This window comes from Terriglobus albidus (assembly GCF_008000815.1).
Lineage (GTDB): Bacteria > Acidobacteriota > Terriglobia > Terriglobales > Acidobacteriaceae > Terriglobus > Terriglobus albidus_A.
Genome location: NZ_CP042806.1, coordinates 1935865 through 1958289 on the forward strand (window position 1 = coordinate 1935865; position 22425 = coordinate 1958289).

Annotated in this window: 19 protein-coding genes; 10 read left to right on the top strand and 9 right to left on the bottom strand. The window is 56.2% G+C overall.

The genetic code is table 11. The features are described 5' to 3' along the window. The first annotated feature begins 47 nt into the window (after nt 1-47). The 3 genes from FTW19_RS07790 (at nt 48) to FTW19_RS07800 (ending at nt 1996) form a co-directional block, all read left to right on the top strand. Nucleotides 48-719: a class I SAM-dependent methyltransferase gene (locus tag FTW19_RS07790; protein WP_147647095.1), complete on the top strand. Its 672-nt coding sequence runs from the start codon at nt 48-50 to the stop codon at nt 717-719. Beyond that, nucleotides 719-952 carry a hypothetical protein gene (locus FTW19_RS07795; protein ID WP_147647096.1) on the top strand — a complete coding sequence of 78 codons (234 nt, stop codon included), beginning with the start codon at nt 719-721 and terminating at the stop codon, nt 950-952. The genes FTW19_RS07790 and FTW19_RS07795 overlap by 1 nt, the downstream gene beginning before the upstream one ends. 84 nt (nt 953-1036) lie before the next feature. Next, on the top strand, nt 1037-1996 hold the full coding sequence (locus FTW19_RS07800; protein ID WP_147647097.1) for a helix-turn-helix domain-containing protein: 960 nt from the start codon (nt 1037-1039) through the stop codon (nt 1994-1996). 15 nt (nt 1997-2011) lie between these two features. Here the strand turns inward: FTW19_RS07800 and FTW19_RS07805 are convergent, their stop codons facing one another. Next, nucleotides 2012-3148: a glycosyltransferase gene (locus FTW19_RS07805; RefSeq protein ID WP_147647098.1), complete on the bottom strand. Its 1137-nt coding sequence runs from the start codon at nt 3146-3148 to the stop codon at nt 2012-2014. A gap of 91 nt (nt 3149-3239) precedes the next feature. Here FTW19_RS07805 and FTW19_RS07810 point away from each other — a divergent pair, with 91 nt between their 5' ends. After that, entirely contained in the window at nt 3240-3737 is a 498-nt protein-coding gene (locus FTW19_RS07810; protein ID WP_147647099.1) for a hypothetical protein, read from the top strand. A gap of 187 nt (nt 3738-3924) precedes the next feature. Here the strand turns inward: FTW19_RS07810 and FTW19_RS07815 are convergent, their stop codons facing one another. The 5 genes from FTW19_RS07815 to FTW19_RS07835 all read right to left on the bottom strand — a co-directional run bounded on the left by FTW19_RS07815 (nt 3925) and on the right by FTW19_RS07835 (nt 9616). Continuing rightward, nucleotides 3925-4923, bottom strand: a complete 999-nt coding sequence (locus FTW19_RS07815; protein WP_147647100.1) for a YncE family protein — start codon at nt 4921-4923, stop codon at nt 3925-3927. A 62-nt stretch (nt 4924-4985) separates the two neighbouring features. Then, nucleotides 4986-6128, bottom strand: coding sequence for a chromate efflux transporter (gene chrA / locus FTW19_RS07820; protein ID WP_147647101.1), 1143 nt, complete (start codon nt 6126-6128; stop codon nt 4986-4988). A 4-nt stretch (nt 6129-6132) separates the two neighbouring features. Then, nucleotides 6133-7035, bottom strand: a complete 903-nt coding sequence (locus FTW19_RS07825; RefSeq protein WP_147647102.1) for a DUF1259 domain-containing protein — start codon at nt 7033-7035, stop codon at nt 6133-6135. Between the two features lie 91 nt (nt 7036-7126). After that, nucleotides 7127-8047 carry a chromate resistance protein ChrB domain-containing protein gene (locus tag FTW19_RS07830; protein ID WP_147647103.1) on the bottom strand — a complete coding sequence of 307 codons (921 nt, stop codon included), beginning with the start codon at nt 8045-8047 and terminating at the stop codon, nt 7127-7129. A gap of 285 nt (nt 8048-8332) precedes the next feature. Next, nucleotides 8333-9616, bottom strand: a complete 1284-nt coding sequence (locus FTW19_RS07835; RefSeq protein ID WP_187143352.1) for a hypothetical protein — start codon at nt 9614-9616, stop codon at nt 8333-8335. Nucleotides 9617-9884: 268 nt separating this feature from the next. Here FTW19_RS07835 and FTW19_RS07840 point away from each other — a divergent pair, with 268 nt between their 5' ends. The 4 genes from FTW19_RS07840 to FTW19_RS07855 all read left to right on the top strand — a co-directional run bounded on the left by FTW19_RS07840 (nt 9885) and on the right by FTW19_RS07855 (nt 16152). Continuing rightward, nucleotides 9885-11582, top strand: a complete 1698-nt coding sequence (locus FTW19_RS07840; protein ID WP_187143353.1) for a secretin N-terminal domain-containing protein — start codon at nt 9885-9887, stop codon at nt 11580-11582. 238 nt (nt 11583-11820) lie between these two features. Then, the gene (locus FTW19_RS07845) at nt 11821-12816 is read left to right on the top strand and encodes a nucleoside hydrolase (protein ID WP_147647106.1); all 996 of its coding nucleotides are present in this window, start codon (nt 11821-11823) and stop codon (nt 12814-12816) included. A gap of 88 nt (nt 12817-12904) precedes the next feature. Continuing rightward, nucleotides 12905-14380, top strand: coding sequence for a hypothetical protein (locus FTW19_RS07850; RefSeq protein ID WP_187143354.1), 1476 nt, complete (start codon nt 12905-12907; stop codon nt 14378-14380). After that, entirely contained in the window at nt 14377-16152 is a 1776-nt protein-coding gene (locus FTW19_RS07855; protein WP_147647107.1) for a multicopper oxidase family protein, read from the top strand. The genes FTW19_RS07850 and FTW19_RS07855 overlap by 4 nt, the downstream gene beginning before the upstream one ends. An 80-nt stretch (nt 16153-16232) precedes the next feature. On the opposite strand, the gene FTW19_RS07860 is transcribed toward FTW19_RS07855, so the two are convergent. Together FTW19_RS07860 and FTW19_RS07865 are read right to left on the bottom strand one after the other, a co-directional pair. Then, on the bottom strand, nt 16233-16781 hold the full coding sequence (locus FTW19_RS07860) for a carboxymuconolactone decarboxylase family protein (protein ID WP_147647108.1): 549 nt from the start codon (nt 16779-16781) through the stop codon (nt 16233-16235). Nucleotides 16782-16792: 11 nt separating this feature from the next. After that, nucleotides 16793-18052, bottom strand: coding sequence for an MFS transporter (locus FTW19_RS07865; protein ID WP_147647109.1), 1260 nt, complete (start codon nt 18050-18052; stop codon nt 16793-16795). A gap of 170 nt (nt 18053-18222) precedes the next feature. Here FTW19_RS07865 and FTW19_RS07870 point away from each other — a divergent pair, with 170 nt between their 5' ends. Continuing rightward, nucleotides 18223-19239, top strand: a complete 1017-nt coding sequence (locus FTW19_RS07870) for a 2-keto-3-deoxygluconate permease (RefSeq protein WP_147647110.1) — start codon at nt 18223-18225, stop codon at nt 19237-19239. A 45-nt stretch (nt 19240-19284) separates the two neighbouring features. Beyond that, on the top strand, nt 19285-20283 hold the full coding sequence (gene pdxA, locus FTW19_RS07875; protein ID WP_147647111.1) for a 4-hydroxythreonine-4-phosphate dehydrogenase PdxA: 999 nt from the start codon (nt 19285-19287) through the stop codon (nt 20281-20283). 198 nt (nt 20284-20481) lie between these two features. On the opposite strand, the gene FTW19_RS07880 is transcribed toward pdxA, so the two are convergent. Then, the gene (locus tag FTW19_RS07880; RefSeq protein WP_246153634.1) at nt 20482-22242 is read right to left on the bottom strand and encodes a MutS-related protein; all 1761 of its coding nucleotides are present in this window, start codon (nt 22240-22242) and stop codon (nt 20482-20484) included. Nucleotides 22243-22425 lie beyond the last annotated feature (183 nt).

The window sequence follows — 22425 nt, forward strand, 5'->3', positions numbered from 1 at the left end:
ATTTTCAGACTCATGTTCCGAAACATAACCATCGAAAGAGAGGCTCAATGAAGACGGCAGAAGTGCAACAGTTACCCAAGACCTCGGGCCTGGTCCTCCATAAGGCCGCACAGTACGATCTCCTGCTCTGGCTGCTGACGCTGGGGAGAGAGCGAAATTTTCGGGAGCGTGCGTTAGGCCTGGCGAACCTGTCTCCCGGTGAGTCAGTTCTGGATATTGGTTGCGGAACCGGGACGTTGGCAATCGCGGCAAAGCGGCAGGTGGGCTCGAATGGGCGTGTGCACGGGATAGACGCATCGAGTGAGATGATCCGCCGGGCGTCCAGAAAGGCGAGTAAGGCAGGAACGGACGTCGCATTCCAGACTGGGCTGGTGGAATCTCTTCCGTTCTGCGATGGAAGCTTTGATGTCGTGCTCAGCACCCTGATGCTGCACCACCTGCCGGGAACATTACGCAGTCAGTGCGCCGCCGAGGTTCGGAGGGTATTGAAGCCGGAAGGCCGTTTGCTGGCCATCGACTTTGGAACCTCTCCGGGAGAGAAGGGCATCGTCGCCCACTTTCATCGTCATGGCCATATCAACCTTTCTGAGATGGCCGCAATCTTTCGCGGGGCTGGATTGCAGATTTCAGAGAGCGGCACGGTCGGAATCGGCGATCTTGAATATTTGCTTGCAGTTTCGCCATGTTGCGACGCATCTGCTGAACAAGGAGCACACTAATGTTGGCTGCAAAATCTCCGAATCGGCTCTCCTTGCGGCCCTGGGGCTGGGCTGTAGTGGCCATCCTGCTTCTAGCTGCGCATGGACTCGGTTTCTATTTTCTGCGGCATCTTGTGCTGTCGGCCACACTCGCTTCAGGCCTGATCGTTCTCGCCGTGGTGAAACATCTGGGAATCCTCAGCTCCCTCTATGCCAGGCGAAGTCGATCTTCAAAGACCGAAGCATCCCGGTAAGACGGGACAGGAAGATTGGTACACACGATCAGGCGGGAGGCCCCATCTTTTCTTTATGATTCGTGCGTGGTGAGGAGCCTGGCTATGCATAACGAGGATGATCACGGCACGGCAGATCGTCTTTCCGCCATTGTGGCGAACTCCCTGGACACACAGGCGAAGACTGAGGATCTGGCGCGTTTGGCCTACCAAAGCCGCACGCAGTTCCACAGGCTCTTCCGGGCAGTAGCGGAGGAGACTCCGGGAGCCATGCGGCGAAGGCTCCGGTTGGAAAGGGCAGCTTACCAGTTGGCATATACCGGGATGTCGGTCACGGACGTCGCCCTCGATGCCAACTTCGGTTCGCTGGAGGCATTCTCCCGAGCGTTCCGGAGGGCTTTTCGGATATCTCCAAGTCTTTACCGCCGCATGCGCGATCCGCACTTTCACCTGCCGTCATCCAACAAAATTCACTTTCTTACACCGGGATCCCCTACAAAAAGAGGAGGAGATATGGACCTATTCGATCGCTTTGCAGGCAATGATTCCTGGCATACGCGGCGTTTGCTGGAGTATGCAAGCACCTTAACAGAGGAACAACTGGACCGGCCATTGCCCACAGTCGTAGAGCTGCTGCCGTGGCGGGAGTCGAATAAGACACTGAGACAGCTGCTGGAGAACATTATCTTCACGAAGGAGGTCTGGACCGCGGCTCTCTCCGGAGCCGAGATGGATACGAAGGGGCCTCCCATGTCACAGCGCTCTCCGCAGGCGATGTTGCAGCGGCTCGAAAAGACCGATGTTGAACTGCATCGTATTTTGTGTGATGTCCGCAATCGCTCAGCCTGGGACGATACCTTCGTTGATGCTCTGTGTGAGCCGGCAGAGACCTTTACGTTCGGCGGCGTCTTCGCCCACATCATGACGTTTAACGCGCATCGCCGCCTGATGGCCCTGGATGCTCTACGCCAACTCGGCATCCAGACCGAAGGCTTCGGCGATCCCATGGAGTATGAGGAGAGCGTTGCGCCCTGGGACCGGCGCGTCGCTGTCAAAACCCCATGAAGGGGTATGGCCTGGCTACGTCGAAGGCGCCTCTGGGTAGGTGCGGTTCTTCCATCCGCCGCCTCGGCCCATATAGTGACGGAACGCTGAGGCAACGGTGGCGCCCAGGTAGAACATTGCAATGCCCGGAAGCGCGACTCCCCACAAGGGAGATCTGCGATATCGCCGAAGCGTCGGCTGCAAGGCGATTACCATCATGAGCCATGCGGCAGCGGCAAGCGCGCTGGTCAGACCATGTCCAAACAGGGCCAGCAGCACCGGAGCCACGTACAGTAATCCCATGCCCGCAATGCAGCCAAGCAGCATGAGTGGAGAATGGCCGAGCTGCACATAGGCAGTGCGTGCAATCATGTTCCAGACCTCGCGCCAGTCTGCATAGACACGCAATGACCGGGCAAGTTCGGCGTGTCCCAGCCAGATCTTCCCGCCTGAAGACTTGATCTGGCGAGCCAGAGCGCAGTCGTCGATCAGATGGTGCTGAATGCGGCGTACGCCATCGACGCGCTCAAGAGCTGTGCGGCGAACGAGCATCGTTCCGCCGGCCGCGCCGGCAACGGTGCGACGCGGGTCCGCTACCCATGCAAAGGGGTAGAGCATCTGGAAGAAGAAGATAAAGGCGGGAATCAGAGCTCGTTCCGCTGGCGTACTGCAGTGAAGGCGCACCATCTCCGAGACGAGGTCACGGCCGTTTGCTTCGGCTTCATGCACCAGCATTGCGACATGCGTAGATGCATGCTCGATGTCCGCGTCAGTCAGCAGGATATAGTCTGCACTTTGAGCCTCCGGCTGCACCAGCCCCTGGTGAACAGCCCATAGCTTGCCGCTCCATCCAGCCGGAAGAGGCTGGCCCGAGACGATCGTCAGCCGTCCCTGGTTCAACAGGGACGCGGCGATCTCCGCAGTCCCGTCGGCATTGTTGTCATCGACGAGGATGATGGAAAGCGCTCCTGGATACTGCTGCGCGAGAAGCGAGCTAAGACTGCGTCCGATGTTTTCAGCCTCGTCGCGGGCCGGCACGACCACCGCGACCTTCGCATCAGCGCAGGGCGTCTTGCTCTCGCGTAAGACAGGGCCGGAGCTCCAGAAACGGCCATGGAGTGCAAGCAGGTACAGCCACGCGGCGCAGCAGACAGCAGCAAGAAAAATGATCATCGGCTCGATTTATTGTCTCGCGAGCTGCCGGGTGTGGCTGTGTATAGTACGTTGTACACTCATCGACAACGATCAAACAGGGAGGTTGCATATGCGTCGTGCCTGGATGCGGACGGTTGTGATTGCTGCTTTTGTACTAGCCTTCGGTTGTGTCACCACCTCATGTTTTGCGCAACAAACTGCCGAACGCCAGATTCTGTTCGTCTGCGAACACGGGAATGTGAAGAGTCTTATGGCGGCGTCGTACTTCAATCAAAATATCCGCGAGTTCAATCTCCCATATCGGGCGGTAGCGCGTGGAAGTGCTCCTGATTCCACGACTGTGCCGGCACCCATCGTGCAGGGCCTGGGGCACGACGGCATTGATGTGAGCACCTTTCAGCCCACGAAGGTGAGCGCGTCTGACATTGCTTCCCCAGTCCGTATCATCCTGATCGGAACATCATTACCTGCCAATCTGCAGGCGAGCTCAAAAGTCCGGATTGAACAGTGGAACGATGTTCCTCCGGCCAGCGTTGATTTTGAAGCAACACGGGAATCTCTGAGAAAACACGTCCGGGAATTGATCGCACAGCTGCCCAGGCGCTAGTGTGGTGAGTCTAAAGTTCGCAACATAAATCATGAACAGCTTTGCCATCCGAAGCGTTGAAAAAGCAGGTCCTTCACTAATCACCCCAGCCAGCACAGCTGGCCGGGGACCCCGGACGTTCAGGATGACAACATTTACGACAAGAACTTCAGACTCAGGACACTAGGGCCGTTTGGACATATTGTCCCTACGGCGCTGGAGCAAACACTCGAATCTCCGCGGTCTGCGATCCTTGCCTGCGGACAGCGAGATAGAGCCGGTCCAGTTCAGGGGAATAAAGACCCGTTCGCGCGCCGCTGACGGTTTTCACGCGTCCGAGCTCTTCGTAATGATCCGGATCCTTCTGATGGAATACCGAAATCTCACCATCTCCTCCAATTGCATAGATACGGTGACGGCGCTGGTCCAGGAAAACGTCGTCGCAGTCGCCGACAACGGAGAGGCTGGCGATCCTTTGGCCGTGATCGCTATCAAGGACGATCAAGCGTGCTGGAAACCGCGTCACCACGAAGAGCCGGTGGTTCGCTTCATCCAGAGCCATGGGATAGTTAGCCAGCGGACCTCCTGTCCCCCACGAACCCAGTACTGATCTCGATTTGCGGTCGACAACCGTAATCTTTCGGGAACGCGGCAGGTTGACGAAGATGCGTGACCCGCCTTTCTCAAGCTGGAACGACTCCGGATGGGCGCCAAGTGGAATATCCGCGAGTTTGGCGCCGTTCTGGTCGAATTCGCCCAATGCTCCGGAACCGTAACCGACCCATATATGCTCACTCTCTGAGTCATAGCGAAGATTGTCGGCATCGTCTCCATATGAGATCGAAGTGAGCGACTTCCAGGATGCAGCATCGAATGCCCGTACCGATCCATCTTTGCCGTTGGCGACGAAGACCCGGTTCGTTGCGGGAACGAAGGCGACACCTTGCGGCTCGGTTAATCCAGGGATGGTATGAAGCCGCTTCTTCTCTCGAAGATCGATGACTTCCAGACAGTTATTCCCCAAAGCGGCGACAAACAAACGGTGACCCTGGAGATCGATCGCAAGATGATCGATACGGCCCTGGACATCTGCCATCGGAATAGTAGACTCGAGCCGCAGAAGCTCGCTTGTATTTGTCTGAGCGGTGGAGGTTTGAATGGCGGTCGAAAGCAGGAGGACGGCCAGGCTGCCGGTAATACGTGCCACCACTGTTCTTCTCTCGTTCGTGTTTCCCATCATGACCTCCGTGGGCTTGCCGATGCATGGCGCTAGCGAAAGATCAATATTCCAATAAGTCCGGCAGTGATCACCACCAGGGGTTCTGGAAGCTTCCACTTCCAGAGAACGCCGTAGGTTACACCGGCAATCATGATCCCGAGATAGCTCGTCACCGACTGCCGCGCAATGACGACGATTGCACCAGCGATAGCGCCAGTGGCGGCGGCCGTAACGCCTCTCACAAAAGAACGTAGGACGGTATTCGACGACAGCCTTCGGTAGATCGGCGCGAACAGGATCACCGCCAGATATACCGGCAGAAATACTCCAAGTGCGGCGAGACTCGCACCCACCAGGCCATCGGCGAGATAGCCGATAAAGGCTACCGTAATGACAACCGGACCAGGTGTAATCATGGCGACGGCAATCGCATCCAGAAACTGTTGCTCGGTCAACCAGTGATGGACTTCCACGACGCCTCCGTGCAGGAACGGGATAATCGCGAGACCGCTACCGAAGACAAAGAGGCTTGATTTGACGAAGTAACCGAGAATCTCCCAGTGTCTGCCGGCAGGCGTGGCGAACAGGCCCCCGATGAGAGGAACGACCGCCAGGTTCCAGGAGCGACGTGGCCAGTTTTGAACCGCAACTGAAATGAGGCCGGCGACGAGGACGAGCCATACGGCCTCATGTCCTGTGAAGGCAGTGGTGGCGGCAAGAGTCGCGGCGATGACCCAAAGCAGACGCTCCTTCTTAAGCGTGGTCTTCGCCAGTTTTGTTACGGAACGCACTATGATCGCGACCACAGCAGCGCCGACTCCATGGAAGGCAGCCTGCATCCAGGGCAGGCCATCGAATCGGATGTAGAGCAGTGAGATGCCCAGCACCATCAGGAAAGAGGGCGCAATAAACGCCACTCCGACGAGGCTTGCTCCCAGAAACCCGGACCGTACATATCCCAGGTACATCGCCAGTTGTGCAGCCAATGGTCCAGGCAAAAGCTGAGATAGCGCGAGGCCTTCCAAATAGTCCTGCTGTTGGATGCCGTAACGCTCGCCGACCAGATCGCGCTCCATGCGCGCTGCAAGGGCGATCGGCCCTCCAAAACCCGCGGTCCCGAGACGCAAGAAGTACAAGACGAACTTTGAAAGCGGTTGAACGTCAGTACTTTGTTCTTGCGTGCTCGGGGCCATGCGGTCATCTCCTTGTGCGTTGGGAGTTTGTAAGATCGAGTGCAGTCTTAAGGCCTTGCGCGAGCGTAACCGCATCGGCGTTGGCCCAGAAATGCATGAAGTAAAGGTGGGGCTCATCGAAGAGCATGTGATTGTGCATTGCGGTCACTTCGATTCCGTGCGTTCGCAGCGCCCGCAGCACAGGGTTCACTTCTTCTTTCAGAAGGACAAAATCTCCCGAGATAGCGGCTTTGCCTCCGCCGGTTGGCTGAAAGTTAATGGCGGTTGCGGTTCCCATCGCAGGAGGAATATCCATGCCGCTGTCTGAGATCTTCTCGGCCCTCGGGATACTGAATTGAAGGATTCCACCACTGACTTTGCCCGCCACGCCAATGGATTGCTCAATAGCCTTCGTATCCAGCTCGATGGTGGGAGCCGAGGCTGAGGCGGGACTCGCCGGTGCGGGTGCCGGTGTCTTCGTCAGTGCAAGAGCGGCATTCAGTGCGGTGGCAAGCTTGACCGGATCGCCGTGTCCGGAGATGTGCATGTAGACGATGTGAGGGGTTTCGCCCAGAAGATGGTTATGGATGGAGGTTTGCTCGATCCCATCTTGCTGCAGCTTGAGCATGACTGGTTCAATCTCATCTTCTGTAAGCACGAGATCCCCCATTACCATGGCTTCATTTCCCATCATTTTGAAAGCGGCCCACGATCCCAATGCGAGCCCCGGTGCAACGGTTGTGCCATCCTTCGTCACTTTCAGGTCACGCCGCGGCATCGAGTATTTGTAGACATCACCCGGCTGCATTTGCCCAGTACGTCCTCCCAGCGCTGCATCGACGGCCTTCCAATGATCGGCCGGCGCCTGCGCCAGGAGCGGGGTACAAAGACATGCGATACAGAAGACTACGTTGCGAGTGGTTTTCATGGCTCCTTCTTTCCGGTTGGTTATCTCTTGCGCGAACCTTTCACGCGTCCCATGAGCAAAAACGAGTTGCCCGTCACTTACCTGCTGGAAGTTAAGTGACGTGGTACATGGCTTCGATCAGGTCTGCGCCTCGCCTGAGAAGCTCTTCATCGGAAAGCCCTTGCTTCGCCCATCCCTTGAGGACCTGATTGATGGCGATGCCTTCCTGTCTCCCGAACCTGGGCTCTTCGAAGTCCGCATCATGAATGGCCTGTCCGATCCGTAACACGGCCTTGTCGCGAATCCCAAAGCGCATGCAGAGGACTTCGAATGTGCAAAGTTCGCCTTCATGGGCGAATCCATGTCCCTGAAACATATCGAACGGAATTGCCTTCGGATGTGCCGCCGGATCAGGGCCAAAGATAAAACGAGCCTTTGGATCGATGAATCGTTTGATGAGCCACGCTGAGGAGACACGGTCGATGCCTGGACGAGGCCTGGTCATCCATGTCTTAGATTGAAAGTCCATCGCGGAAAGTCTTCCTGCGCTGAAATGCTTCGTTTGCGGCCTCTCCAAAAGATCAATCGCCTTTTCTGTATCCCCCTGAAGCGAAGACTGGAAGAAGTCGATCTCTCGAATCTCTTCGAAGCGCCGCTTCAGGCGAGCCAACTGCGCCGCGGAAACCTGGCCTTTGCTTCCGGCCTCTTTGATATCTCCAAGCAGTGCTTCATAGTCTTTTTTTCGCTCGTCCCGGAAGCTTTGCATTAACTCTTCCCAGCTTGGGTCATCGATCGCACCGACCTGAAGCACGGAAACCTCTCCCCCGACTGCACGGATGCTGGTCGCCAGCCAGGCGAACCGTTCCTGATTCGCGGGCGTGTCAGGCAGCAAATATCCCGAGTTGCGTAAGGAGAGTGCTCCCGTCGCCTGGAGTTTCCGCCAGACTCCAACACGCTCGCTCGCCTTCTTCCCAGGCAGGAAAAATATCAGCAGGAGCCAGTTTCCTTCTTTTGGCGGCTGTTTCTTTGCCATATCGGAGCCGCGTTCCCCTCTTCAGTGCAATATGTCTCTTCACTGCAAATCTATGATATGTACATATCATAGATTTGTTATGGTGTATCACCACAAAGGAAGGAGTGTCAACTCGTTGCTGATTCGATAGCGGGCTCAACCGGCTTTGTTTACGAGGGCGGTCGCGCGTGTCTAGAGCATTTTCCCTGTTGCTGGGTATCCCGGAAGTGACGTGCAGTGGCGTTTTCATTGGGGAAAACGCCCATAGGTGCGGAAGCCCTACTCTACACCTACAGGGAAGATGCTCTAGCGGTCAGATCTGGCATCGAGGACATAGGGAGTCATTACGATCACGAGTTGCGTAGTGGTTTTATCCAGCATCGACTCTGTCGGCACGGCAGACGTCAGACCACGAATGGCTCGTGTCTCCGATTGACTCACATCGCTGACCAGCAGTGCGCTTCCGTTGTGCGGAACGGACAGAGATGTTGCAAATTCCTGGTTGTCAAGTATAGGAATACCATTCGCCTTCTGTCCCTGAAGGCCCCGTATCGTCTGATGGAGCTCCAGGCAAGTGTCTCCCTCTGCTGACAGATGCACTTTGGTCTCCAGCGTGACTCCCAGGTCTTCATACTGGATGCTTGGAGTAGTTGTGCTGCTGCTTGAGGATGTGGATGAGGTTGTCACGCTTGTTCTGGAGGTTTCAATCGGATATCTCTGTCCGAAGCGGAGCTTCCCGCTACTTCCATCTGCAAGTAGCAGGGTCTGCTCCTGCAGGCGCTCAAGCTTTGACCGTTGCAGGCTGGTTTGAACTGACGCGGAATCGAACTGAACGCCGGTGGCCGTGCGCCCTCCCCCGAAATAAACAGAAGAGTTTCCCAATACCGAGCTTCCGGCATATCCGCTAGCGATCAGTAGCGATGCAATCGTCAGGACGTCACCTTCGGAGGCAAGGCCCTCGCTAATGATCTCCTCAACGACCGATGCATTGTCCCGGATCAGCTTGTTGGCTTCCGTAAGTACATTGAAGAACGTGAACTTCGTCGGGAACTCGATGCCTGCTTTACGAGTGTTGGTGGACGTAACGAGGTAGGAACGCATTACAAGGCGAACGCGAGGAGTCGGGCGATAGAGATGCTCTGCGGTCCTGGAGATCTGGTCCAGCGCTTCGGGATCTCCACGGACGGTCAGAAGACCATCATGAAGAGATGCTCCTGGTAGCTCAAAAACTGTGGAGGCCAAACGAGAGATAACTTCCGATTCCTTGCGATCGACCACATTGTTGACGGGAATTATGGCGACGCTTTTCCTCGAGAAGGCTGATCGGTTTTCGGGAGTATTCGCAACAACAAGAGCAAGATGCTTGTTAATCGGTACAAAGAAAGAGTTGGTCATTATGCCGAGGACGTAGCCTGCCGTCGATAGGTCAGCTCCCTCCAGATCAAACCGGATAGACCGCTGTGGCGGAATGGATGGATGCGCCCACACAACATCAACACCATAGACGTGCAGCACTTGTTTGAGGATTGCCTTAGCATCCCCCTCAAGATGAAAGCTACGGCAGTCCTGACATGCGGGATTCTCGATCATTGACGAACTCTGTGTGGCCTCTTGCGCAAAGAGGCTAAGCGGGAAAGAGACAGCGAGTACAAGCGCTCCTGTTGCGATTCCATGACATCTCACACTACTTTGACGATGTTTCTCGACGACCGCGTACAGCTCGACATTTTTCGACAGCATACCTACGACAAAATATGTTGGAATTCGTCAAAGCCAGTAACTACACGAGTCAGAAGCAATCGTGCTCATCGTTTTGTGAGGCATGAGGCAAGGGCGATCTGTGTGGAGAGGGACGTTCATGTTGGAAGTATCTCCGCATTGTCTATTGCGGATCGGCGTTTGTTGTTGCCTGATGATTACGGGGCCGGTCGTGGCTCAATCTGCGAAAGCGCTCTACAAACAAGGCGAAACTGCCGAAGCAAAGGATGACTTTGAGGCTGCCCTCAAAGCATACGGCCTTGCATACGCAAAGAAGCCGGAAGACCTGCGTTATAAGGTAGCTCGGGACCGCGTTCGTTTCAGCGCGGCGATTCAGCATATTCATCGTGGTGAGGCTCTTGAATCGGAAGGGCACCAAAAAGAGGCGCTGGTCGAATTTCTCCGCGCCTTGGAGATTGATCCGAGCAATCGGGCCGCTACGCAGCAGGTCGTGCAGGTGAGAGATCAGCTCGACCAAGAAGCAGGGAAGCTGGTCTCCTCTGGAGGCCCTACGGCTGAGGACCTTGACCGACCGGGACCACCTGTTCATCTGGCCCCGTTCTCAAAAGAACGAATTACGCTCCACATGACGGAAGGCGTGGCGACACTTTATCAGACAGTTGGAAAGATTGCCGGGATCAATGTTCTGCTTGATCCTGAGCTTCCACTCAAACGTGTCTCTGTGGATCTTCAGGACGTTGGAATGGAGGAGGCTCTTCGTGTGCTTGAAGGGCTCTCCGGAACCTTCTGGACAGCGACCACGTCCAATACGATTTACGTTGCACAGGACACACGCACCAAACGTACACAGATCGAGCGGCTTGCGGTCCGCACTTTCTACTTGTCGAATGCGACGCAACAGCAGGACCTGAACGAAATTCTCACCGCTCTGCGGAACCTGTTCCCACCTACTACAAAGATCTTTTCCGTTATGACGCAGAACGCGATCGTCATTCGTGGGACGCCTGACGAGATCATGCTTGCAAAAAGCCTGATCCAGAGCCTGGATCGGCCAAAGCCCGAAGTGCTGATAGATGTCTACGTCATGGAAGTTAGAAAGGATAAGCTGCGCAACATTGGCATCTCGCTGCCTACGTCGCTCTCGGTGACCTCCAGTTCTTCGTCGACACTTAGTGGAATCGGGAGTACCTCGTCATACAGTTATTCCATCGGTCAGGCTGCGGTAGAGCTCCTGCTCACCGATTCGGATACGCGTGTACTGCAGCAGCCGAGTATTCGGGCGATCGATGGTCAAAAGGCGATGCTGAAGATCGGACAGAGAATTCCGATTGCGACAGGAAGCTACACGACGGCCACATCGACTTCATCGTCCGCGGTCCAGACTCAGTTCCAATACATCGATGTGGGAGTGAACCTTGATATCACACCCACCATCCATCAGGATCGCGATGTGACCATGAAGCTGGCGGTGGAAGTGTCGTCGCAAAGCGGCAGTACGACCATCAGTGGAGTGTCTGAGCCAATCATCAGCCAGCAAAAAGCTGAGCAGATGGTCCGTTTGAAGGATGGGGAAGTTAATATTTTGGCCGGTCTGGTTCAGAAACAGAGCAGCCGAAGCGTGAGCGGAACGCCTGGTCTGGGTGAGATTCCGGCCATCAAATATATGTTCAGTACGCAGGAGACGGAGACTGTGGATGACGAGATCGTCTTCATGCTGGTGCCGCATGTCGTCCGCATGGTCGAGGTCAATATTGGCGCGGCTCAGGCGATTGAGACCGGAGGTTCCGAGGCCATTCAACTCAACCGAATCTCGGTCCCACCGGCTTCACAACCGTAGCATCGGGAATCCATACTCTACTCCTCCAGGTTCGGGAGGTCCTTGGGAGGAAGCGTCCGGACAGGATGCAGGAAGTACCTATGGGCGTCCCGATTTACACTTGACAAGATTTTTCACAAGGGTAATAGTCTTCCATGTTCATCAAGAGACAGATGTTCACGTTGTAGAAAATTCTTACTTTCTGCCTTATCCCCTGTCCTGTGCTCCGAGCTGAGTAACTTTCAAAGGAACTGGGAAGATGCGAATTTTGAAAGGCGCCGTTACTTCGGAGAAGCGCACTCCGGTCGTTTTTCTTCATGATGCGGCCATCGACGAATTTATTTCGTCGATGTTGCTGACTGTGATGCCGGGCATCGATCTGCTGGGCATTGTCGTAATCAATGCGGACTGTATCGCCGATCCCGCGATGCAGGCATCGTCCCGGTTGATGCAGTTTATGAACCGCACCGACATTCCGGTGGCACTGAGCCGTGCGCGCGGATGGAATGCGTTTCCATGGCCATATCGCGGAGACTGCGTTTCATTCAATGAACTCCCCAGTCTGAAGCCATACACGCCGCATGTGTCCACACCTCCTCCTGATGGAGAGGCGCTGTTGGCGAAGCTGCTGGACGAGGCTATCCGGCAGCACACCCCGATAACCCTTCTAATGACTGGCCCCATGACACCGTTGGTGGATGTTCTGGGAAAGAACCCACTGCTGGCCGCCGGTATCGATCGCATGATCTGGATGGGAGGGGCAATCAAGGTCGACGGCAATATCGATCCCACGACGACAAACAACGTTGTCGCGAACAAACATGCCGAATGGAATGCCTTCTGGGATCCATATGCAGTTCACGATGTCCTCAACACCTTCGGCAGCATTCAGATGTTTCCACTGGACATCAGCAACTCGGCGCCTGTGAGCGAGCATTTTCGCAACGCGCTCGAAGCTCAGGGGCAGAAGTACCGGTATTCGCAGCTTGCGTATGAGGCGTACAGCCTGGTCACCAAAGAGCCGTTTTACCGGTTGTGGGACGTGACCGCTACCTGCTGGTTGACGCGTCCCGACCTCTATACTCCACCGACACCAATGCCATTGACGATCGTGCAGTGGGGTTTTGAACAGGGCTGGATTCACAAACCGTCCAGCGCTGGCGCTGAAAAACCCCAGGACGTCTTCTTCAGCTTCTCGAACATTCGAGGCTTCTACCAGTACGTTTTAGAGTTGTTAGCCACCGACGGCAATTAGATCAAAGACCAGAACTGCCATGGGTGGAACGCACTTCCGTGCCCATTTACGGGCGAACTTGCGCACTACAGGAGCAATGATGAAATCGATGCGAATTGTTTTTTCGGCCTTGGTGACTCTGGCGGCCATAACACCGCTCTGGGGACAGGCTCCGGTAAAACCGGACTCCGCAGCTGCGGCTGCATTTCGGGATGCGGTTGTGTCCGCACCGAAAAAGCCAACCACCACACCAGTCTTCAAGCTCAGTCACGACTATCCCCGCAGTGTGCCTGATACGTGCCCGGAATGCGCATGGCTGAACATCAATGTGAACTTCGGCACGAAATTCCCTCCACAGAAAGTGGAATCGCCGCAGTGGCATGGTCAGCACTGGGATGAGTACATCCAGGCCATTCTCGACTATGTGAAGCAGGGGCAGGATCCCCAGTTATCGAATGAAGTGGGCTGGAGAACCAAGGTCGACGGAAAGACCCGCTGGTACAACGTGCCGTGGATGGCATACGACCCAACCGCGGGCCGCGAGTATGTGCATGGCACGACGAACGAGCGCACGGCAACGCTCGGTGAGTTTTTGAAGGCTCCAGGTAGCGGGCCCCATGTTCAGTTCTTCATGGCCGGCATGACGGAGGCCTGTAAGACCGAGTATCCGTGGGGCTTTGAGTCGTGGTCAGTCGGTTATTACAACGAGTACGGTGGCTACGCGCTTGGCCGTACCGTTCCACCCAGCGGTGTGCCACAGATGGGAGAATACCTTGGCAGCGCGGTACCGGCGGGACTCCCATTTCCCACGGGAACCGTAGTGGTGAAGGTGCTTACGTCGAATGTACCGGTCGATTGCGTGCCTTTCCTGCATGGCTCGCCAGAGTGGATGGTGGATCGCCATAAGTACACGAAGGCCAAAGGCTATGAGTGTGATCGCGAAGTGCAATCTGACCATGTCGTTCAGGTGGATGTGGCAGTGGTCGATTCCCGCTCGCCATCGCGCTGGGTCTATGGCACCTTTGCCTATGACGGTGATACGCAGGGCAGCACCTTCTGGGATCACCTTGTTCCTGTTGGTCTGCAATGGGGTTCTGATCCATGGACGTTCCCCGCGGTTCCGGAGTCTGCCAGTCTGCCATTGCAGCAGAGCGCGATCAATACAGACATCGGTACCTTCCAGCATCTGGGCTGCAAGGACCGTCTTGCGGGGCCGGTTGATAATCCGCAGTCGTCATGTACGTCGTGTCATGCCAGCGCGTATGCCGCGCCGAAGGGAGCTCCCGGCGTTATGGGCGTAAATGCCCCGCCAAGCTTTGGCTTCGACGGTATGTGCCAGTCCTACTCGCTGGAGAATGCAGCGTACTTCCAGAACCAGGCCTTTCCGCAGCGCTTTCCCGGTGGACAGTACAGTGATGCGTTCTCTCTAGATACATCGCTCCAACTCGCGGTGGCTTTCACGCAGTATGGCTACTTCAACACGGATCATGCGCCGGTGGCTTGCACTGATCCCAACCAGATCAAGCCTGCACAGCAGAAGGTGGAAACGCTTCTAAAGATGAGGAAGAAGGCGGTGACGAAATGAAGAATGTATCCCGGCGTAACTTTATGGCACTGGCGGCGGGAGCCGCTGCCAGTGCGGCCGCTCCGAAGGGGAACGCACAGCAACATCCAGCGGAGCACCACATGACCATGGAGGAAGCAGCTCCGCTGCCGCTACAGGCAAACGAAGAGCACTTCGTGCCCGATTACACGCTTGAAGTGAAGTGGAAGATCATGACCATCGATGGTCACAAGGTAAAAGTTCGCGCTTATAACGACACGATCCCCGGACCGCCGATCATTGCTAAACCAGGCACCACGGTGAAGGTCCGCGTGAAGAATAGGCTGACGCCCTATGACTCGAAGGACTGGGGCGGCGACATGAACGTGCCGCACCAGTTGGACCACACCAACCTGCATCTACACGGACTGGACATTGCGCCGCATATCTTTGAACCTTTGGGCACCAGCGAGGTGACCGCTCCGATGATTTCGATCGGCCCGGGTGAGTATAAGGACTATCCGTTCGTCATTCCCAAAGACCAGTCTCCGGGCTTGAACTGGTACCATCCGCACGCCCATGGTTCAACCGCAGTGCAGGCTGTCTCCGGCATGGCAGGCGGCATCCTTGTTCCAGGCGCGATCGATGAAGTGCCTGAGATCAAGGCGGCCGCGGACTACCTTCTTGTAGTGCAGGACATCGGCCTCTTCAAGACCGATGAGCCGCATGCCGACTATACCGAGAGTTTCGAGCCGAAACAGAATGCCATCTGGCAGACTTTTGCCAAAGACAAGTCGGAGTCGGTCACCATTGATGGAAAGCCAACCAATCCCCCGCAAAGCTGTGGCTTCACCACCGGCGACTATCATCTGCGCTTTTACATGGTGAACGGAACCCCGTTCTTCAGGGAAGCGCACAATTTTGAGAAGCCGACGTCTCCGAAACATAAGCAGTTGGAGGCGCCAGTCTTCAAGATGCGTCCCGGCGAAGTGGCGCGCTTCCGCATGCTGAATGGCTGTTCTGACCTGATGATGCCGGTTCAGGTGGAAGAGCACACCATGTACCTGCTGGCCATGGATGGCAACAACTTCGATCATCCGTGGCCGAAAGAGTATGTCAATAATGCATCGCAGGTTGTTCTTGCACCGGCCAACCGCGCCGAGTTCCTGATCAGGGCGTGCGACACGCCCGGCAAGTACAAGATCCTCCAACTCGCGCAGAACGCCCAGTTCCTGGAGGCCGTGCAGAAGACCATCGCCGTGATTGAGGTAGAAGGCGAGCCGATGGACATGAAGATCCCTCGTGATCTTCCGCCTCTCACCCGCGATACGCCCATCCGCCCGGATGAGATTGTGCGTAAGCGCAGGTTCATCTTCAGCGGACGCTTTCCCGGTGAAAAAAATCCGGTGGTCGGCATCGACTTCATGATCAATAACCAGCTCTACGATGAGTTCGCGGTGCCGACGACCGTATATCGCGGTACCTGTGAGGAGTGGACGATCGAGGTTCCGGACTCGGCGCGCGGAGGCACGGAAGGCCATCCATTCCACATCCACGTGAACAACTTCGAGGTTGTCTCCCAAGCAGGCATCGAACCTCAGCATCGTCTCGTTCAGGACACGATCTGGGTAGCGCAGGATACGGCGACCGTCATTCGCATGCGCTTCCAGGAGTGGATAGGAAAGTCCGTCTTCCACTGTCACATTCTTCCGCATGAAGACACCGGCATGATGCAGAACTTCCTCATCTTGCCTGAGCATCCAAAACACCATCATCAACGCACGATTGAGTCACTGGGAGAGAAGAATAGCTAAAGAGCTTGCCCCCAAAAAAGAATGGCCGGATGCCATCAGGCATCCGGCCATTGTTCTCGTCGAGAGAGCTACTTGAGATGCTACTTCGGCGGGACGTATCCCTGCTCCGCAAGACGAGCTCCCATCTGGAGGTAAGAGCCTTCCTCCTGCGGCTGCAAGGTAGCAAGTCCATCGACGTAGCGGTTGTACATACAGAATGCCGCCGCTATGAGAACGGTATCGTGAATCTCAAGATCTGACGCTCCGGCGTCGCGGGCTATCTTCACCATCTCCGGGGTAACCTTCTTACCGTCGATCTGGACTGCGGCGGCAATTGCCAGCAGCGCCTTCAGCTTTTGCGAGATATCCGCTGTTTGAAAATCGGTCCATACATCGTTCAGAAGTGAGCGGTCGCCCCCATTCAGATGAGTAGCCGCTGCGCCATGGCTCATCTTGCAGAAGGTGCAATCATTGCGCGAAGACACAAAGGCTGCGATGAGTTCGCGATCCCGGGAGCTCAGGTCGGTGTTGCGCCCCGAGGTATAGAGCAAAACATGCGCCAACTCGCGCATGGGGGCCGCGGTCTCTGGACGAAAGGCAAAACCGGAACTGATTCCGGGAAGGTTCTCGGGAAGTGGGATGTGAGGCATATCTCTCCTTATTACTCCACCGCTGTGGACTCCAGCGTCATCGTGTCCAGTTCTGCTTCCTCAGCGCTGTATCGGGGTAGTGCGAAATTCATGAATGCGGCAATGACCGCGGTTCCTGCAAGTATAAGGATCGCGGAAGGGCGATAGCCGCCCATCTGGTCATACAACCGGCCTATAAGTACAGGCCCCGTCGCTCCTCCAATGGCATAGGCTGTCCATGTGAGGCCATAAAGTGTGGCGAAACGGCTCTGCCCGAAATAGCGCGCAATCAGGTATGGGCCAATATCTCCTTCGCTGCCCATGCTGAACCCAAGAAGCAGGGCGCCTGCAATGCCCATCGCTGCGTTCGACGCATACGCGAACAGCGTGATGCCTGCGCCGGCAAGCAGAAACATGAGGAACGAAAGCGTGGGTGCGTAGAAGCGATCGAGAAGCCAGCCGGTTAGCAGGCGTCCGCCAATACCGGCAGCACCCAGACAAGACAGGGCTATCGCCGTGTCTGAACCGCTGATGCCGCGTTCGCTCAGGAGAGCGGCAAGATGCGAGAGTGCACCATTTGCTCCAAAGCCGCCGAGCAGAATTGATCCCGCGATCAGCCAGAAGGTTGCCGACCCGAACACGCTGGAAGTGGCCGTCGGTTGCTTCCGTTCGGCAGGTTGCGACGCTGAACCAGGCATATTTCGCAGAAAGATGGTGGTCAGCGGAAAACCTAACAGCGCCAGCAACCCAAGCGTAAGATAGCCGGCACGCCATCCGCTGTTGTGAATGACATGTTGTGTGATCAGCGGCATTAGAATCGACCCCACTCCGCTGCCGGTCAGCATGAACGCCAATGCGGTTCCACGCATGGTGCGGAACCAGCTTAGAACGGCTCGTGAGTAGGACAACTGAGCGGTTCCATTTCCGACGACGCCGATAATGAAGTAGGTAAGGTAGAAACGGCCTAACTGCGGTGTAAGGCGGCTCAGCGAGAGAAGCGCGGCCGAAAATACGACGATACAGGGAAGCACTACTCTGCGAGGCGGAACGCGATCAAGCAGCATGCCGATGCCGGGCGAGAAGACCGCGACAGTCATCGCTGCAATCCCAAAGGTGCTTGAGATCGCCTCGCGCTTCCAGCCAAACGCGGCATGCAGAGGCGCGATAAAGAGGCTGAAAGTGAACGGGACAATCGCGGCGAAGCTGAACATTACCCCGAAAAACGCAGCAAGGACAACCGTCCAACCGCTATACCGCAGAGATCTCTCTGGAGTGAGTCGTGTGCTCGCCACGTGCCGGGCCTCTTTTGGGATGACAAGAGCATGATACCCGTGACTTACCTATAAATAGGGCCTCGGATGTGGAGAATAAGCTAGACGAATAAAAGGCGAATTTGCGAGATCCATCGGGCCACGGTAAATAATCAGGACGTTAGAAAGATCGAGAATCTGGGGCCGAAGGAATGCAGATCAAGCGAGCAATCGAACGAGTACCCGGCGGCATGATGGTCGTCCCTCTCTTGTGTGGAGCAACGCTCGCTACGTTCGCTCCGCACGCGGCTCCGTTCTTTGGATCTTTCACCAATGCGCTGTATACCGGAGCTCTACCGATCCTGGCTGTTTTCTACGTCTGCATGGGAGCGCGGATTTCGCTTGGCTCCCTGCCGCAGTTGCTGAAGAAGGGCGGAGCATTGATGACCACAAAGGTCGCTCTGGGGTTTCTTGCCAGCCTCGTCCTCGGGCATCTCATTGGCATTGACCCTGTTCGCACCGGGTGGTTTGCAGGTCTCTCCACGCTTGCTGTCGTCGCTGCTATCAACGACACTAATGGCGGCCTCTACATGGCGCTGATGGAACAGTATGGCCAGCCGGCCGATTCGGCGGCCTACACCGTGATGACGCTTGAGTCAGGCCCGTTCCTCACGATGGTTTCTCTTGGCGTCGCAGGCCTGGCGGCCTTCCCCTGGCAGACGATGGTAGGAGCGATTCTGCCTCTGGCAGTAGGGATGGTGCTTGGAAACCTCGATCCCGAGATGCGCCGGTTTCTCTCGCAGGGCGTCTCGGTTCTTATCCCTTTCTTCGCATTTGCAATCGGATGCACGCTCGATCTGCATCGTGTCGCGACCGCTGGATTGCTCGGCCTCACCCTCGGGGTAGTTTTAGTGTTTGTCAGCGCCATCTGCCTTATCGCCGCGGATCGCCTCATCGGTGGCGACGGCACCGCAGGAATTGCCGCAGCAACCACAGCAGGCAATGCCGCGGCCGTGCCGATGCTGGTAGCGGTTGCTAACCCCAGGTATGCAGCCGCAGCGGCATCGGCTACCGTGCTCGTCGCCTGTTGCGTTATCGTAAGCAGCCTGTTGGTTCCTCCGCTTACGGCCTTGTGGAAGACGCGTGTAGTCCGTCGGCAAGAGATGGATGCGGCTCTGCTATCAGGAGAAGTTCAGAGAGTTGCGGAGACGCCTGATTCCAATCGATGATCTTATAGGTACAAGCGGTCGCCATGCCGCAATAAGGAAGAGTTAATGACCCCGATCATTGCCATCACCATGGGAGATGCAGCAGGTGTCGGCCCGGAGATCATCGTTAAAGCCCTCATGCACAAAGAGGTCTATGAGCGTTGCCGGCCACTCGTCATTGGGGATGCTCGCCGGCTCAGACAGGCCGCTGAGATCGTTCATGCAGAGCTCACCATTCATCCCCTGATCGAAGAACGCCTCTCAGAGGCCAGTTTTACTCCCGGAGTGATCGACTGCATTGACCTTGCCCTGATCCCTGACGATCTTCCATGGGGCAAGATATCTCCAATTGCCGGAGATGCGGCTTACCGTTATCTCAAAGTCGCAGCCAGGCTTGCGATGAATGGCGGCATCCAGGCCATCTGCACCGCGCCGCTTAATAAGGAAGCGCTTCATGCAGGCGGTCATCTCTTTCCCGGGCATACTGAGCTGCTCGCATCGCTAACCGGTGCGGGAGAAGTCTCGATGATGCTCTCGACCCCGAAGTTACGTGTTGTGCATGTCACAACCCATATTGGTCTTATCGATGCCATTGAGAAGATTGATGCCGATTTGGTTGAGCGAACCATCACCCGCGCCCATGCGGCACTTGAGCGCGCCGGCGTCAAGGATCCACGCATCGGCGTGTGCGGCATCAATCCTCATGCCGGCGAGAACGGACTCTTCGGCCGCGGCGAGGAGGGCGAGAAGATCGTACCGGCTGTTGAGGCGTGCAGGAGCAGAGGGTGGGATGTGAAGGGACCGCTCCCGGCGGACACCCTGTTTTTTCTAGCTCAGCGCGGTGATTTCGACATGGTGGTCGCCATGTATCACGACCAGGGCCATGGGCCGGTGAAAGTCCTGGGGTTGGAATCAGGAGTAAATATTACCCTCGGGCTCCCCGTGATTCGTACCTCCGTCGATCATGGAACGGCCTTCGATATCGCCGGAACGGGCCAGGCCGACGAGCGTAGTTTGCTCGAAGCCATCAACCAGGCAATTCAACTAGCAACAGTTGGAAGCTAGTGTCCTGAATCTAAAGGTCATGACATAAATCACGAAGAGCTTTGCCCCCGAAGCCTTGAAAAGCAGGTCCTTCACTAATCACCCCAGCGAACAAGTTCGCCGGGGACCCCGAACGTTCAGGATGACAACATTTATGACAAGAACTTCTTAGACTACACACTGGATTGGTTGAAACAACGTGAGCTCGGATCTATTTCTTTAGACCTTCAGACCAATAAGCCGCATCAGCTCGACGCCGTTGCTCTTAGTGACTACGCCTTCTTGCAGAAGGAAGTCGAACTGCATCTTTCCGTCCACAATGGCATCTTGAAAATGCATATTTCTCAGCATGCCGTCTTCATGGTCCATATGGGTGAGTGAAAGATCATGCGTCGTCAAAATTCCGATGGCGCCGGCCTCGACGAGCTCACGCGTAACTCCTTCCGCACCGATGCGGCGGTCCTTCGAGTTGGTTCCTTGCAATAATTCATCCAAAAGAAAAAGCAGCGGTGGCCCGGACTGTTGCGCAAGGCTGCATATTGCTTGAAGCTTTTCGATCTCGGCATAGAACCGCGAGGCTCCACGCTGGAGAGAGTCATTGACCAGCAGGCTTGCCCCGATCCGCAGAGGCGTCAATTGCATCCGCTTTGCCCGAACCGGGGCACCGCACAATGCCAGCACTGTGTTGATGCCCACGGTACGCATCAACGTGCTCTTTCCGGACATGTTGGAACCGCTGACTAGCAGCACCCTGGCGGGCTCGCCGATGTCCACGCTGTTCCGGACGCACTTCGCAGCCGGAATCAGCGGATGGCCGAGGTATTCGGCGTGGAAGTTCCCCGGCCCGTCGACAAAGGTTGGAAACGGGTCTTCAGGATGTTCGTAGCTGTAGGCCGCCAGTGAGAGCAGCGCCTCCATCTCCCCAAGGCTGTCTAGCCAGGATGCCAGCGCATGGCCATGCCGCTCGCGCCAGGCATGAATCGCAAAAGCAAGCTGCACAGTGTACATCAGCGGTAGATTGAATAGCCTGACGAATGGATTTGCCAGAGCTTCCAGATAGTCGACAATCTTTCCCAGTTGCGCAATCGCTTCAGAGGCCGCGATATGTCCTGAGAAAAGTTGCTTCTGGATGCTCTGAAGATGAGGTCCTTCGAAATGCTGCTGCTCTATCTCGTGCAGCAGCGCTGAAACCAGTTTCAGATTCTGAAAGGCTTTGTCGGCACCATCGAGCGTCAGTGCTATCCGGCGTTTCAGATACCGTACAAGGCACCACTGCGCCACCAGCACCGCAAGCAGGGGGCCGGCGAATCCATGTGTGAGCCAGAAAGCCGCCGCACCAACCGCAAGAAGCGTGAGCCCCGCGGCAAGCCAGCGAAGCCAGATACTGGCGAATGGGTGAGTGGATGCTCCCCATTGCTTGAGCGATTCAGGCCATACTCCAATCGAGACGGCCTCGCCCGTGACCGCCATCTCTTCTCTAAAATCCAGTTGACCTCGAAGCTCAGATACTGCGTTCTGTCTACGGTAAATCGTCTCCGGCGAGGCAGCGTGAAGCAGCCACGCCAGCAGGCACTGTTCGCCCATGCGTGTCCGCGCTACGCAGAGCAGCTCGAACAGACTTCCTTTTCCGACGATATCCAGGTCCCGGGCGTAGAGACTGGACATAATCGCCTGCTCCGGTAGTGAGCGTTCCGTAGTTCGCGGCCAGTCGTCTCCAATCCGCGCCAGGCCCTTACTGTAAAACTCCACGGCTCGGCGTTCGTCTGCCTGTCGGCGCAGGACGCGTGAGTGATAAACCGCGACTGCGATGAATAACAATATCGGGATGCCCGGAAGCCAGAGGGATCGATAGGAATGGCTGCGCGACAACCAGGCGATGGCAATCGTAGCGGCGATGAGCAGCAGCTTCAGATAACCGAGGGCAATGTGCCGGGTCTCATGTCTTTCGACCTGCTGCTCACGTAGACGTCGCCGACGCATGTATTCCTCAACTGGAGACCAGGGAGACGAAGCTGCCATCTGCCTATTATCCGCTGGCAGCTCGGCCGTTAATGGCGAACCGGCTGGCGGTAGCGTTTTTCGATCCGGTGCTTTCGTGATGAAGTCTCTGAAAAAATCTCTTGCATTAACGGAACATCGTTGTAGTGTTGTACGTAACTAAAA

What these genes read in the sequence shown, in the direction of transcription:
- chrA (WP_147647101.1), bottom strand. Translation starts at nt 6,128, where the DNA reads ATGGCCCCGAGCACGCAAGAACAAAGTACTGACGTTCAACCGCTTTCA.
- FTW19_RS07810 (WP_147647099.1), top strand. Translation starts at nt 3,240, where the DNA reads ATGCGTCGTGCCTGGATGCGGACGGTTGTGATTGCTGCTTTTGTACTA.
- FTW19_RS07835 (WP_187143352.1), bottom strand. Translation starts at nt 9,616, where the DNA reads ATGATCGAGAATCCCGCATGTCAGGACTGCCGTAGCTTTCATCTTGAG.
- FTW19_RS07840 (WP_187143353.1), top strand. Translation starts at nt 9,885, where the DNA reads ATGTTGGAAGTATCTCCGCATTGTCTATTGCGGATCGGCGTTTGTTGT.
- FTW19_RS07870 (WP_147647110.1), top strand. Translation starts at nt 18,223, where the DNA reads ATGCAGATCAAGCGAGCAATCGAACGAGTACCCGGCGGCATGATGGTC.
- FTW19_RS07850 (WP_187143354.1), top strand. Translation starts at nt 12,905, where the DNA reads ATGCGAATTGTTTTTTCGGCCTTGGTGACTCTGGCGGCCATAACACCG.
- FTW19_RS07805 (WP_147647098.1), bottom strand. Translation starts at nt 3,148, where the DNA reads ATGATCATTTTTCTTGCTGCTGTCTGCTGCGCCGCGTGGCTGTACCTG.
- FTW19_RS07845 (WP_147647106.1), top strand. Translation starts at nt 11,821, where the DNA reads ATGCGAATTTTGAAAGGCGCCGTTACTTCGGAGAAGCGCACTCCGGTC.
- FTW19_RS07790 (WP_147647095.1), top strand. Translation starts at nt 48, where the DNA reads ATGAAGACGGCAGAAGTGCAACAGTTACCCAAGACCTCGGGCCTGGTC.
- FTW19_RS07880 (WP_246153634.1), bottom strand. Translation starts at nt 22,242, where the DNA reads ATGCGTCGGCGACGTCTACGTGAGCAGCAGGTCGAAAGACATGAGACC.
- FTW19_RS07825 (WP_147647102.1), bottom strand. Translation starts at nt 7,035, where the DNA reads ATGAAAACCACTCGCAACGTAGTCTTCTGTATCGCATGTCTTTGTACC.
- pdxA (WP_147647111.1), top strand. Translation starts at nt 19,285, where the DNA reads ATGACCCCGATCATTGCCATCACCATGGGAGATGCAGCAGGTGTCGGC.
- FTW19_RS07860 (WP_147647108.1), bottom strand. Translation starts at nt 16,781, where the DNA reads ATGCCTCACATCCCACTTCCCGAGAACCTTCCCGGAATCAGTTCCGGT.
- FTW19_RS07855 (WP_147647107.1), top strand. Translation starts at nt 14,377, where the DNA reads ATGAAGAATGTATCCCGGCGTAACTTTATGGCACTGGCGGCGGGAGCC.
- FTW19_RS07800 (WP_147647097.1), top strand. Translation starts at nt 1,037, where the DNA reads ATGCATAACGAGGATGATCACGGCACGGCAGATCGTCTTTCCGCCATT.
- FTW19_RS07795 (WP_147647096.1), top strand. Translation starts at nt 719, where the DNA reads ATGTTGGCTGCAAAATCTCCGAATCGGCTCTCCTTGCGGCCCTGGGGC.
- FTW19_RS07830 (WP_147647103.1), bottom strand. Translation starts at nt 8,047, where the DNA reads ATGGCAAAGAAACAGCCGCCAAAAGAAGGAAACTGGCTCCTGCTGATA.